Origin of the sequence: uncultured Campylobacter sp. (assembly GCF_938039205.1) — a bacterium.
Lineage (GTDB): Bacteria > Campylobacterota > Campylobacteria > Campylobacterales > Campylobacteraceae > Campylobacter_A.
Genome location: NZ_CALHVM010000011.1, coordinates 1 through 12,988, shown reverse-complemented (window position 1 = coordinate 12,988; position 12,988 = coordinate 1). Strand labels below are relative to the sequence as shown.

Sequence of the window (12,988 nt, the reverse complement as noted above, 5' to 3'; positions counted from 1 at the left end):
CCGCTATGACGACGCCGCTAAGCGAATAGCCGGTCGGGCTTCCGCTATCAAGCTTACCCTTTACCTTCGCATAGACGCTGGCTATGCCGTCGGATTTCACCATATTGATGACTTTTTTTACGTTTTCCGGCTGCTCTAAAGCCCTTCTAATCAAGCTCTTTCCACTATTTGATACGCCGCTTATCTCGGTGCCCGCCGATATGCAGCTATTTACTACTTTTATAAGAACACATCCCTTTGAAACGCTCGGAGCAGGGATCTGCTCCGCCAAAACTTTACCTTTTTTAACTATTGCTTGTATCATTGACTATAACCTTAAAAAATATTAAATATTAGTATTTCGCACACCGCAAAAATCCAAAACTTCTTTTTCTATTTTCAGCCCTTTAAATTCCTTATGTCCGACCAAAAATACGACAATGTCCGAAATTTCAACAGCCTTTTTATAGTCCGCTATCTCAAAATCCTTGTGAGCCTTGATATTGGGCTCTACGGCGATCACATCGACGCCGTCTGCGATCAGGCGTCTGGTTATATTTAGCGCAGGCGACTCCCGCAAATCGTCGATGTCGGGCTTAAAAGCAAGCCCCATACACGCGACTTTGGGCTTTTTGCCGTTTTGCAGCTCAAATTTTAAAGTCGCGTTTTTGATCTTTTCTATACACCACTCAGCTTTGTGATCATTGACCTCCCTTGCGGATTTGATCAGCCTCGCTTCGTAGCCGCCCGCATGGACGATAAACCACGGATCGACCGCTATGCAGTGCCCGCCTACGCCACAGCCCGGGTTTAAAATATTAACTCGCGGATGGCGATTTGCTAGCGAGATAAGCTCCCAAACATTGATGCCGAATTTATCGCACAAAATACTAAGTTCGTTTGCAAAGGCTATGTTTACGTCGCGGAAAGAATTCTCTGTAAGCTTTGACATCTCTGCAGTCTTAGAATCCGTCTGCAAAACGTTACCACTAACGAATTCTCCATAAAATTCCGCTATCTTTTTAGTAGCAATTTCTGTAGTTCCACCCACGATTCTATCGTTTTGCGTAAGCTCTTTTAAAATTTTACCCGGCAAAACTCTCTCCGGGCAATGAGCGATATAAATTTTAGAAATATCAACACCGCCATTTTTTAAAATTTCACCTATCTTTTCGGTAGTACCTACCGGTGAAGTGGATTCTAAAACGACCATATTATCGTCTTTTACGTATGGTATTATAGATTTTGCCGCACTTATGACATAATCGATATTTGGCACGTATCCGTCTCGAAACGGCGTCGGAACAGCTATGATAAAAACGTCTGCGAAATCAGGCTTAACGTCTGCTTTTAAATTTCCGCTCTGCACTGCTTTTTTAACAAATACGTCAAGTTCCGGCTCGACGATATGAATTTTACCCTCATTGATCGTATCCACAACGCTCTGCACCACGTCAACGCCGTGGATTTTATAGCCCCTATTTGCCAAAAGTGCTGCTGTCGGCAACCCTATATACCCAAGACCTAAGATGCAAACTTTTTTCATAATATTCCTTTTAAAAATTCCAGTATTTTTTTACAAGCTTTACCGTCGCCATACGGACTTGTACTTTTACTCATTTTATCATATTCATCTTTTAAATTTAATAATTTTTGCACCTCTTTTATTATATTTTCGCGCTTGGTACCGATAAGCTTCACACATCCTGCTCTTATCCCTTCAGGTCTTTCGGTAGTTTCTCTGATAACTAAAACGGGCTTACAAAGGCTCGGTGCCTCCTCCTGAATGCCACCACTATCTGTTACTATCATATATGACTTGCTCATAAGATAGACGAAACTATCATACTCTAGCGGATCAATTAAAAATATATTCGGAATGCCCGATAAAATTTCTCCCACGGGCTTTCTTACATTTGGATTTAAATGCACGGGGTAAACAATGTCGATATTTTCATTTTTTAGCGCTATTTCACGTAAAGCCTCACAAATATTAACAAAGCCTTCTCCGAAATTTTCTCGTCTGTGTCCTGTAACGAGAATAAATTTTCTATCACTAAGCTTATATTTGGAATTTATAAAGGATAAAATTTTATTTTTTAGCAGCTCGTTGTTTTCGATTTTATCTATCGTCCACAAAAGCGCGTCTATAACGGTGTTGCCGCTAACGATTATATTTTTTGAATCTTTGCCTTCTTTTAAGAGATTGTCTCTCGCATCGGCAGTCGGCGCGAAGTGATATTTAGCTATGAGTCCCGTCATCTGCCTATTTATCTCTTCAGGAAACGGCGAATAGATATTATGCGTCCTAAGTCCAGCTTCTACGTGAGCAACATCTATTTTTTGATAATACGCCGCCAAAGAAACGGCATAAGTAGTAGTAGTATCTCCATGGACAAACACGATGTCTGGGGTATATTCGCCAAATACATCGCGCATACCAAGCAAAACGCCTGACGTAATATCGTACAGATCCTGAGTCTGCTTCATTAAATTTAGATCAAAATCGGGCTTAATATCAAAAAATTCAAGCACCTGATCGAGCATCTGTCTGTGCTGCGCCGTGACGCAAACCTTCACTTCAAATTCCGAGTGCTTTTGAAACTCCTTTATCAACGGAACCATCTTAATGGCCTCCGGACGCGTCCCAAATACTATTAAAATTTTTCTTTTCGTCATAAACTCCCCTAAATATCGGTTTTTTAACCAAATTTATCGCCGTAATTTTAATTAAATTTTGCTATATCGGCGCTTAACCAAACAAAATAACACTATTTATATTGCATATAGCACTTTAAAATTTTGATCTGATTTATATTTTAGCTTTTAGTAGATACAAATCCTTTAACCGTTTTTATAATATACTCTATCCTCTCATCGCTCATTCCAGGGTATACCCCCACCCAGAAACTATCGTTCATTATCTTATCGGTATTTTTTAGCTCGCCTGAAATTTTATAATCTACCCCGCGTTTAAGATCTGCAAATAACGGGTGCTTGATCATATTGCCCGCAAATAAATTTCTTGTTTGCACGCCCGCCCTCTCTAGATGTTTGCTAAGCTCGTTTCTACTAAATTTTGCCCCGTCTGCAACCGTCATCATAAAGCCGAACCAGCTAGGCTCAGAATGCGGCTGGGTTTTAACCAAAATAAGCTCCTTTATATCTTTTAACCCATCGTAAAGCTTTTTAAAATTCTGCCTACGATGCTGCACGAAGCTAGAAAATTTATCTATCTGAGCGCATCCCACGGCAGCTTGCATATCGGAGGCTTTTAAATTAAATCCGAAGTGCGAATAAACGTATTTATGATCGTACCCGAGCGGTAGCTCACCAAATTTTTGCGAAAAGCGCCTGCCACAGGTATTATCTACGCCGCTCTCACACCAGCAATCGCGTCCCCAATCACGCATACTTAGCATAATTTTTTTAAGCAGCAGATTGTTTGTGTATGTAGCGCCGCCCTCGCCCATAGTCATATGATGGGGTGGATAGAAGCTACTTGTGCCTATATCTCCCCATGTGCCGGTCGGCTTACCGTCATACAGAGAACCCAGCGCGTCGCAGTTATCCTCGATAAGCCACAAATCGTGTTTATCGCAAAATTCCTTCACGGCTTTTATATTAAAAGGATTTCCCAGGGTGTGAGCTACCATGACGGCTTTCGTTTTTGGGCTAAGCGCAAGCTCAAGCTTCGTATGGTCTATGTTAAAATACTCAAGCTCCATATCGACAAAAACTGGAACGGCACCGTATTGCACGATAGGCGCAACTGTCGTAGGAAAGCCCGCCGCTACGGTTATAACTTCATCTCCCTTTTTTATGCGGCGCTCTTTTAGAAGTGGCGAGGTAAGTGCAAAAAATGCAAGTAGATTTGCACTGCTTCCGCTATTTACCAAAAACGCCCATTTTACGCCAAGCATTTTGGCAAATTCCTTTTCAAATTTTTTAGAATATGTGCCGTATGTAAGCCAAAAATCAAGCGAGCTATCTACTAAATTTACCATTTCATGCTCATCAAAGACTCTACCTGCGTAATTCACACGGCTTTTGCCGGGTTCAAATTTAGCTCTCTGCGCCGGCTCATGAACCAGTTTATAATACTCTTTTGTCTTTTCTAAAATTTCTTGTTTTAATTCTTGCGGGGTCATTTTTTGCCTTTCCAAATTTCATTGATTTTTCTCAAATATGGATCTTTTTTTATGGTATCTAAGTCTAAGCTAGTAAAATTTTGCTTAAAATATTTATGAATTTTACCGATCGCTTCCAAATGCGACGTAAGCTTAAACATATCTCCCATCTCAGATTTTAGCAGGCTATTGTCGGAAGTATATTCGTTATTTAGCCCTTTATTTAGTACGATTATCTCCGATTTAAAATCGCTCGCTTCATTTACTAGCGCAGCCAAGCCGAGTAGATCGATTTTTGTCCCGCTGCTTGCGTTGTAAATTTTATGCCGCGCGTCATTTTCTATATAAAATTCCACTACGTTTAACAGGTCATCGACATACATGTAATCAAAAAATACGTTTTGATTGATCGTGATGGGTAGGTACAGTAAGTTTTTTACTACGGCATTTGTGATAAATTTATAGCGGTAATTCTCCATCTCGCCGTAAATTCCAAATAAACGAAGCTGGATGATATTATCCGCGCAATCCTCAATGTAATGCGACGTGATAGCTTTGTAAAAACCGTATTCATCAAGCGGAAGCGCCTTTTTATAATCATCCTCGCGAGCATTTATTATCGGCTTGTATTTGCCGTATTCCGCACCGCTTCCAAATGATATGATCCTTGCAACCTTGTTTTTTTGCTTGGCGATATTGAAAAAAATCCGCAAATTATACTCGGTCACATTTGTCATATCCAGCGTATCACGACCGCCGCCACGATTGGCTAGATGAACGATAGCATCGATTTTATGCGCACGAACAAAATCGTCAACTGCGCTTTCGTCAGTCAAATTTAGCTCACTACTTTTTGGAGCGAAAACGTTAAAATTTCCATTTAGCGCAAGACGCTTTTTTAGATGCGACCCGATAAAACCGCTACCGCCCGTGATGAATAGATTCATCTGCTACTTAGCCTTTTTTCTAAATCTTCTATACGCTGTTCATCCTCAGCTTTTATCCTTGCATAAAATCTTCTTTTTGACTTTAGCCACAACAGTTCAAATTTTAGTGCCGTATTTATTCCTTCGCGCGGATTGGCATTAATAGAGTCTATAGCAAAAACTACTTTGCGGGTTTCATATTTGTCTATTAAATTTTCTGCTTTTAGAGTCTTGATAAAATCAATAGATTTAGCCGTAATATTTCCGCCTATTGCAAATTTTAAACCTTTCGCTTTTACGGCGCGAGATACTCGCTGAACAGCATTTAAAATTTTCTCATTATCTACATCTTTTTTAGCCAAACCGCATGACTGCGCAAAATCGCTTCTACCGAATGTAATGCTTCTTAGTAGCGAAATTTTTTCTAATTTTAAAATTTCATCTATGTTTTCTACCGCAGTTTTTGTCTCGATATTTATAGCAAAATCTATATAATCTCGGTTGTCTGGATTTATCAAATTTTCTATAACTCCTAGATATTTATAAACAGCATACGGGGTTTCTACCATAGGCGCAATAAGGCCCTCTACGCCCAAAATGATACCATTATAAATATCCGTAACCGCCTCAGCTCCACCGATCTTTAAGATGATAGGCAAATCTGCTCGATTGGCAATATCTCGCAAACGCATCATCTCCTCCATACGACTTCCCTCGGCTTCAAACTCGGCCTTTAACTCAAATACGCCATATTCGTTTTTAAGCCTTTTAAGTACGTCTATCATCTCAAATTCATTTATATTCATACCTCTTCCTCCAATACGCTTAATATCATTTTAATATCGCCCATATACTTACTATTCCTCTCTACATATCCCCAATCGGGCTGTAATAACTTAAGTCCTTTTATGTGCTCACATTTTTTTAAATGCATTTCTGAATCATCTATAAAAATCCCGCTATCGCCATCTTTTAAAATTGAATTTATTATATTAGCTTTTGAATTAAATTTAGCAAATATATCTGCCCCCAATATATTATCGTTATTTATAAATTGAATATTAAATCTTTTGGCTAAATCCAATACAGTTTTACTATCTTTAGTAGTTACAATAAAAGTCTGCCGATTCAGTTTCATATTTGATAGCTCCAATAAAAACGGATATGGCCTATTCAAAGCCAACCAATTTTCATAGTTATTTGCTTTTAACTTTTTACGAGTCTCAAAAAAGTCTTTTTCAAATTTCTTTGCTTCATTGTTATAATCAAAAGCTAAAAGCTCTTTATTGTTATTAGTTATAGCTGTCATAACGAAATAATAATTCCATGCCGGACCCACATGAGGTCTAAATCTTAAAAATTCGGCATATTGCTTTTCATCAAATTTTTGCCTTAAAAAACTTGGCGTAGATCTACAAACCTCATAGGCTTCACGTACAGTATCAAAAAGGACGCCGTCAAAATCCAAAAATAAAAATCTCATATCAATCCAAAGGCTTTACTATCATATTTTTATAAAATTCATCTCGAGGTAAAAATGGAGCAAGATCTTCCAATGGTTTTGATATCATAGTCCCATCCCGAAGCTTCATAGATGCAACTTTTGGCCCTATGGCTTCATTGGGCGGCAGCATCACTTCGCAAAACACCGATCCCTCACATGATAAAATTTCATCTATTTTTGCATTGGCATCATCGTTATTTTTAATTTGAAATACTTTAAAGCCATAAATTTTAGCGAGCGCCTTCATATCCGGTATACTTACACCACTTATAGGACTTTCACCGACAAAATTGTTATTGAAATAATTATGTTGAGTTATGCGTATAGAGAGGTATCCATTGTTGTTATACATAAAAATTTTAACGGGAAGCCGATAATGAATAATAGTTTGCAATTCCTGGATATTCATCTGAATGCTTCCATCACCGGTTAAGCATATAGTTTGTCTTTTATTATTTGCTACGCATGCACCAATTAGTGCCGGCAAATCATAGCCCATAGAAGCACATCCGACATTTGCAAAAAGCCTATCACCTGCTCGTACCGGATAGCTCTGAAATGTTGATGTATATGCTATGCCATTACCGGTAAGCAAGAGAGAATTTTTTGGTAATTTCTCCGAAAGTAATCTTGGAAAATAATATGAACTGACATAATTCTTCTCTTTCAATACGGACTTATCAAAAACAGGATATTTCATTTTTATTCTATTACAATATTTAAGCCAGTCTCCAATTTCTAGATTTAAATCTCTAGCTTTTTCTCTAAGATCATTTATAAAAACCTTTGCATCGGATTTAATTTTTATATCCGGAATAAAAGTTTTTTTATTAAGTTCGTTTTCATCTATATCAATCATAATTTTTTTGGCTTCTCGCGCAAAAAATTCCCAATTAAAGCTCAAAATTCTAAGATTTAATCTTGTACCTAATACTATTACCAAATCGCTATTTTGAATTACAAAATTCCCGGCCCTCTCACCTAAAATTCCCGGTCTACCAAAAAAATACTTATTTGAAGTTTCTATTAAATCAACTCCTGAAATAGCAGTCAAAACAGGGATTTTTAACTCGTCAATCAAGGCTCTAAAATCATCTTTTGCATTGGCTAACCTCACTCCGTTACCCACAATGATAACGGGGCGTTTAGCAGCTTTTAACGCATCTAGAACCTGTGGGATTTTTGTGTCGAATTTCGGCTCTTCTGGGATTTCAAATTCTACCAAATCCGCTTCGTCCACCATCGCGCCTTGTATGTCTAGCGGCACATCCAACCATACGGGTCCCGGTCTGCCGTGCTTAGCCTCATAAACCGCTTTTTGCAGATGGAATTTTATGCTATTTTTATCAGTTATCATTACGGCATATTTTGTGATAGGTTTTACGATGTCAATGATATTGACCTCTTGATCGCCGAGCTGACGCAAATTTAGCTCGGGTTGCGAAGCGACGGTCGTTTGAAATTTTACCTGTCCCGATATAATCATCATAGGGATCGAATCTACCCAAGCGCCGTAAACGCCGGTAATCGCGTTCGTCCCGCCGGGACCCGTGGTAACATACGCGATACCGATCTTATTTGAGACGCGCGCATAGCCCTCTGCAGCTATCGCGCAAGCCTGTTCGTGATGGTTACAGACATACTCTAAATTTTCATTTTTGCCAAGCGAATCTATCAGGTGCATATTGCCGCCACCCGAGACCATAAATACGGTCTTTGCGGTATCTTCGTGTTCGGCTATAAATTTTGCTATAAAATCGCTAACTTTTATCATCGCATCATCTCTTTTACGTAGTCGTTTAAATTTTGCTCGGTATCAATTGCGCCGTTTTCGTAGAAATTTTTATACCATTTTACAGTTTTTTCAAATGCCGTTTCGCTATCCCAAACGGGCTTCCAGCCAAGCAGCGCATGTGCTTTAGAGCAATCAAGCTTCAATAAATTTGCCTCATGCGGCTGATCCGTGTCGGAGCCGATTTTAAATTCTATCTTATCCCAATATCGCTTGGCGCTCTTTAGTACATCAAGCACCCTAATCGCACCATCATCGCTAGGTCCGAAATTCCACGCACCGCCGAATTCCTTTCGCCCTTCAAGCAACTTTTGCCCCACGAGTAAATATCCGCCAAGCGGCTCGAGTACGTGCTGCCAAGGGCGTGTCGCATGCGGATTGCGGATCGTTACCGCTTCATTTTTAGCTGCTGCGCGCATAACGTCGCAAATCAATCTATCTTGTGCCCAGTCTCCGCCGCCTATGACATTACCTGCGCGACACGTGGCAAGCAGCGTTTGATGCTTTGTGCCGTAATCTTTTTCGTTAAAAAAGGAGTTTCGATATGAATTAGCCAGAAGATCCGCGCAGCCTTTCGACGAGCTATATGGATCATATCCGCCCATAGGATCGCTCTCGCGATATCCCCAAACCCACTCTTTATTTTCGTAAGCCTTGTCACTTGTGATATTTACGATCGCGCGAACGCCTGCTTTTCTGCAGGCTTCAAAGACTTTTAATGTGCCGATAACATTGGTTTCGTAGGTTGTGATAGGATCGGCATAAGATGGGCGTACGAGCGCCTGAGCGGCAAAGTGGAATACAATGTCGGGCTTATAAGCCGCAAAGACTTCGTTTAATTTAGCAAGATCTCGTATGTCGGCGATTACCTGGACGATATTTAAATTTAAAAGTCCTATATGATTTGGCTCTGTAGGCGCCGGAAGCGAATACCCTATCACTTTCGCGCCCAAGCGCTGCAGCCATAGACTAAGCCATGAGCCCTTAAAACCGGTATGCCCGGTAAGCAAAACTGTTTTGCCCTTATAAATTCCGGAGTATAGATCCTGCATATCTTGCATTGCTACCACTTTTTCCACGGAGCGTTGCCGCTATCCCAAATTTTGTTTAACTCAAGCTTATCTCTAAGCGTATCCATCGGTTTCCAAAATCCACTGTGTTTATACGCTAAAATTTCGCCGTCGTGGGCCAAATTCATAAGCGGCTCTTGCTCGAATATCGTCGCATCTCCATTCGTAATATAGTCAAAAACCTTGGGCTCGCATACAAAGAAACCTGCATTGATCCAATTGCCGTCTCCTTTTGGTTTTTCCTTAAACTCATGCACGCGACTTTCGTCATCTATATTTAGTGCCCCAAAACGACCTTCCGGTTGAACGGAAGTCATCGTAAGCGTTTTGCCATGAGACTTATGAAATTTTACAAGCTCGTGGATATCTATATCACTAACACCATCTCCATAAGTAAGCAAAAATGGTTCGTCTCCCACTATGCTCTGAGCCCGCTTAATACGACCGCCAGTCATAGTGTTTAGCCCAGTATTTAACAGCGTAACGCTCCAAGGCTCACTAAAATTGCTCAAAACCTCCATTTTGCCATTTTTCAAATCTATAGTCATATCGCTTTGATGCAAAAAATAATTGGCAAAATATTCTTTGATATAGTAGCCTTTATAGCCAAGTAGAATGACGAATTCGTTAAATCCGTACAAACTATAAATTTTCATAATATGCCATAAAATCGGTTTTTCGCCGATCTCTACCATTGGCTTTGGCCTAATGCTCGTCTCTTCGGCAAGCCTAGTACCGAAACCCCCTGCTAGTATTAAAACTTTCATTAAAGCTCCCTTTAATCAAAATTTATTCTTTCTTTTTCAAATACCAATGGGCGATTTAACACTTGTGTATAAATTGCCCCGATATATTCGCCTATTATACCGATAAAAAACAAAATTCCAGATGAAACGAATGAAAAAAGTATGATAAGAGGCGCGATGCCCACGCTCATCTCGTCCCAATAAATTAGCTTAAGTATAAAATACACAAGTCCTACTATTATGCTTAAAATGCCCATTATCATACCTATAAAGGTTGCGAGCCGAAGTGGTACTTTGGAATTGCAGATTATACCGAGTATCCCCATATCATAAAGCGTGTAGAAGTTATTTTTGGTAACTCCTTTAATCCTCACAGGTTGATCGTAAGGAATTTTGGCCACTTTATAACCCGCCTCCGCGAGCATTCCACGAAAAAACGGATACGGATCATGCATCTGTCTAAGAGCCGCAATGACCTTTTTATCAAAAAGTCCAAAGCCGGTAAAATTCTTAAAAATCTCGATCTCAGATAGTTTTGATAAGAGTTCGTAATAACACTCTCTGATTTTAAACATCACGCCGCGCTCCTCGCTATCTCGCTTAATAGCCAAAACCAAGTCGTTGCCCTCTTGCCATTTTTCTATAAACTGCGCAATCATCTCGGGCGGATCTTGCAAATCGGCTACGATAGAGATAACAGCATCTCCGTCTGCACCCAAAAGCGCATAGGTTGGCGATTTGATATGCCCGAAGTTTCTGGAATTTACGATGATCTTTAAATTTTTATCATCCTTTGCTAGGCGTTTTAAAATTTCAACCGTCCTATCGGTCGAAGCATTATCGATAAATATATGCTCATAGGCATACTCCGGAAATTCGCCCATAACTTTTTTTACGCGCGAATATACCTCCTCTACATTCTCCTCCTCGTTAAAGCAGGCGGTAACTATACTGATTTTTTTCATATCATCTCCTAAAGACGAAAAATTTATTTAACAAAAATGATACCGCAGCCAGCGGGATCAAAAGTACAAAGCCATTTAGATACATATTTTCAAAGCCAAGCCGCTTAAAAAGCCATAAAAAGAATATGTTTAAAAAATATATTATAACATACACTAAAATAAATTTAAAAATAAGTTTATTATCGTTGCTGCCGAATACCAGTCCGCCTATGGTTTTAAAGTTAAACAATACGCCAAGTATCGTAGAAAGCAACACGGCGAGGGGATAATATAGACCTAGATAGATAAAAAGGGCAAAAAGCCCATATCCAAAGGTAGTATTCATGATACCTACGAAGAGAAACTTGACGGCTTGTCGTTTAATCATAGCTATCATTTCGTCTATAAATATTTATAGTATTAAAATTTGCCTTATCAATCAGCTCAACCCCAAGTTGAGGTAAAATTTCCATTATATTGGCTACATTACCATTCAAGGTTACTATATCCGAATTCCTAATTGTATTATTAATATCTTGCAAAACGGCTCCGTCTCTAGTGATTTGTATGAGATTTACGCCGCTATCCTGTAGCCATAAATAGAACCTTTCATAACTTTGATCAAAAAAGTTACTATTTTGAATTATTACATCTGTTTGAATATTTAAATTTTTAGATGCATTATTAAACATCAAGCTATTAGGTACAACAAAGGAGTTTATAAATTTATATCTACCCTCTTTTACCCATTTATTCATTACTTTATAAAAATCCTCTTGAATAAAATCATCTTTTCTCAAAAGTCTTTTATTTATATCAAACGCTTTTTTATAATATTGATATAAAACGATGTTCTTGGTTGGTCTATTTGTAAAATTAATATATTCTTGTTTAATCAGTTTTGTTGGAGTTACATCAAACCATTGTGTTACTAAGTGATATGGTGGAATTTTATCATTTAAAAGATACATTATCGGTAAGTTAAAAAAGTAAAAATCTTTGTCAGATACTGTATTTTTAGGTACATAATCATGAATATAGTCAAAAATATAAGATAATTTCTGATTCATATAAATATTTTTTAAAGGAATATATGAGGTCTCGGATTTAGCCTCGAATACACTACCTTGATAATTTTCAAGCCAATTATATGGTATTAAAAATTTTACGTATATTATGAAAGATACCATTACAAGCATCCAATAGATCAGTAAAATCCTAGCTATTTTGCGCAAATTTTGATTTAATAAAAAGCTGAATGCCAACCCTGCACACAAAAGAATGCTATTCATATTTAAGGCGATAGTAGTGAAAGTATTACTATAAACTATAGCAGCAACACAAAAAGTAATGAAAATGTAAATTTTTGATCCAAAAATACTACTATTTTTATAGAACATAGCAGCAAACATGATATACAAAATCATAGCTATGGAAAAGCTAATATAAGAGATATATTTAATAATATATAATATAACAGTATTATGAAATAAAACAATATAAGTAAGCGCAGTCAGTCCAATAGCTACGATAGTAAATCGAAATAAGATAGTTGTTCTTGCTGCAATTTGTCCTACCAATACATCATATAGATATACAATATTTTTTCCAAAATATGCAAGAATTAATATTATAAAAAATTCCGATACGCTTATTGTTAATATCCGACTAAGCTCTGGTTCAAAAATAAATCTAGTCGCTACAGTCCATAGACTTCCTTTTGAGTCATTATCGGTTATAGATGCGGGATCAAAAGGCATTATAAAATTTACGGATACAAAGAATATAACGGTAAAGAGCAGTAAAAATCCTATTCTTTTAAAATAATCTTTTACGCTACTGGATATAAAAGCATAAGATACAAAAAGACTAGCAAAAAGAACTAATCCCACATTTT

General features: G+C 38.2%; 12 protein-coding genes and 1 pseudogene. All 13 read right to left on the bottom strand.

All coding sequences use genetic code 11. The annotated features are described in order from the left end of the window. Nucleotides 1-304 (bottom strand): annotated as a pseudogene (locus tag Q0394_RS01585) (oxidoreductase); the annotation flags it as partial. A 21-nt stretch (nucleotides 305-325) separates the two neighbouring features. Continuing rightward, nucleotides 326-1,525: a UDP-N-acetyl-D-mannosamine dehydrogenase gene (wecC, locus tag Q0394_RS01580; protein ID WP_298063131.1), complete on the bottom strand. Its 1,200-nt coding sequence runs from the start codon at nucleotides 1,523-1,525 to the stop codon at nucleotides 326-328. After that, on the bottom strand, nucleotides 1,522-2,658 hold the full coding sequence (gene wecB, locus Q0394_RS01575; RefSeq protein WP_298063129.1) for a UDP-N-acetylglucosamine 2-epimerase (non-hydrolyzing): 1,137 nt from the start codon (nucleotides 2,656-2,658) through the stop codon (nucleotides 1,522-1,524). Before wecB ends, wecC begins: the two co-directional genes overlap by 4 nt. A gap of 140 nt (nucleotides 2,659-2,798) precedes the next feature. After that, the gene (gene rfbH / locus Q0394_RS01570; protein ID WP_298063128.1) at nucleotides 2,799-4,130 is read right to left on the bottom strand and encodes a lipopolysaccharide biosynthesis protein RfbH; all 1,332 of its coding nucleotides are present in this window, start codon (nucleotides 4,128-4,130) and stop codon (nucleotides 2,799-2,801) included. Continuing rightward, entirely contained in the window at nucleotides 4,127-5,056 is a 930-nt protein-coding gene (locus tag Q0394_RS01565) for an NAD(P)-dependent oxidoreductase (RefSeq protein WP_297922901.1), read from the bottom strand. The genes rfbH and Q0394_RS01565 overlap by 4 nt, the downstream gene beginning before the upstream one ends. Further along, nucleotides 5,053-5,739 (bottom strand): aldolase/citrate lyase family protein, encoded by a 687-nt coding sequence (locus Q0394_RS01560; protein ID WP_298945228.1) that lies wholly within the window; start codon nucleotides 5,737-5,739, stop codon nucleotides 5,053-5,055. Before Q0394_RS01560 ends, Q0394_RS01565 begins: the two co-directional genes overlap by 4 nt. Nucleotides 5,740-5,837: 98 nt before the next feature. Next, on the bottom strand, nucleotides 5,838-6,518 hold the full coding sequence (locus Q0394_RS01555) for a hypothetical protein (protein WP_297922908.1): 681 nt from the start codon (nucleotides 6,516-6,518) through the stop codon (nucleotides 5,838-5,840). A gap of 1 nt (nucleotide 6,519) precedes the next feature. Next, nucleotides 6,520-8,313 (bottom strand): thiamine pyrophosphate-binding protein, encoded by a 1,794-nt coding sequence (locus tag Q0394_RS01550; protein WP_298063125.1) that lies wholly within the window; start codon nucleotides 8,311-8,313, stop codon nucleotides 6,520-6,522. Beyond that, nucleotides 8,310-9,383, bottom strand: coding sequence for a CDP-glucose 4,6-dehydratase (gene rfbG / locus Q0394_RS01545; protein ID WP_298063135.1), 1,074 nt, complete (start codon nucleotides 9,381-9,383; stop codon nucleotides 8,310-8,312). Before rfbG ends, Q0394_RS01550 begins: the two co-directional genes overlap by 4 nt. A gap of 11 nt (nucleotides 9,384-9,394) precedes the next feature. Beyond that, nucleotides 9,395-10,168 carry a glucose-1-phosphate cytidylyltransferase gene (rfbF, locus tag Q0394_RS01540; RefSeq protein ID WP_298063124.1) on the bottom strand — a complete coding sequence of 258 codons (774 nt, stop codon included), beginning with the start codon at nucleotides 10,166-10,168 and terminating at the stop codon, nucleotides 9,395-9,397. Nucleotides 10,169-10,179: 11 nt separating this feature from the next. Beyond that, nucleotides 10,180-11,112 (bottom strand): glycosyltransferase family 2 protein, encoded by a 933-nt coding sequence (locus Q0394_RS01535; RefSeq protein WP_298063122.1) that lies wholly within the window; start codon nucleotides 11,110-11,112, stop codon nucleotides 10,180-10,182. A 1-nt stretch (nucleotide 11,113) separates the two neighbouring features. Further along, nucleotides 11,114-11,479 (bottom strand): GtrA family protein, encoded by a 366-nt coding sequence (locus tag Q0394_RS01530; RefSeq protein ID WP_298063120.1) that lies wholly within the window; start codon nucleotides 11,477-11,479, stop codon nucleotides 11,114-11,116. Further along, nucleotides 11,472-12,988, bottom strand: a 1,517-nt coding sequence (locus tag Q0394_RS01525) for a hypothetical protein (protein ID WP_298945227.1), incomplete at its 5' end; no start/stop codon positions are given. The genes Q0394_RS01525 and Q0394_RS01530, both read right to left, overlap by 8 nt.

Coding starts and splice junctions, on each gene's coding strand:
- wecC (WP_298063131.1), bottom strand. CDS start 1,525: ATGAAAAAAGTTTGCATCTTAGGTCTTGGGTATATAGGGTTGCCGACA.
- wecB (WP_298063129.1), bottom strand. CDS start 2,658: ATGACGAAAAGAAAAATTTTAATAGTATTTGGGACGCGTCCGGAGGCC.
- rfbH (WP_298063128.1), bottom strand. CDS start 4,130: ATGACCCCGCAAGAATTAAAACAAGAAATTTTAGAAAAGACAAAAGAG.
- Q0394_RS01565 (WP_297922901.1), bottom strand. CDS start 5,056: ATGAATCTATTCATCACGGGCGGTAGCGGTTTTATCGGGTCGCATCTA.
- Q0394_RS01560 (WP_298945228.1), bottom strand. CDS start 5,739: ATGGAGGAGATGATGCGTTTGCGAGATATTGCCAATCGAGCAGATTTG.
- Q0394_RS01555 (WP_297922908.1), bottom strand. CDS start 6,518: ATGAGATTTTTATTTTTGGATTTTGACGGCGTCCTTTTTGATACTGTA.
- Q0394_RS01550 (WP_298063125.1), bottom strand. CDS start 8,313: ATGATAAAAGTTAGCGATTTTATAGCAAAATTTATAGCCGAACACGAA.
- rfbG (WP_298063135.1), bottom strand. CDS start 9,383: ATGCAGGATCTATACTCCGGAATTTATAAGGGCAAAACAGTTTTGCTT.
- rfbF (WP_298063124.1), bottom strand. CDS start 10,168: ATGAAAGTTTTAATACTAGCAGGGGGTTTCGGTACTAGGCTTGCCGAA.
- Q0394_RS01535 (WP_298063122.1), bottom strand. CDS start 11,112: ATGAAAAAAATCAGTATAGTTACCGCCTGCTTTAACGAGGAGGAGAAT.
- Q0394_RS01530 (WP_298063120.1), bottom strand. CDS start 11,479: ATGATTAAACGACAAGCCGTCAAGTTTCTCTTCGTAGGTATCATGAAT.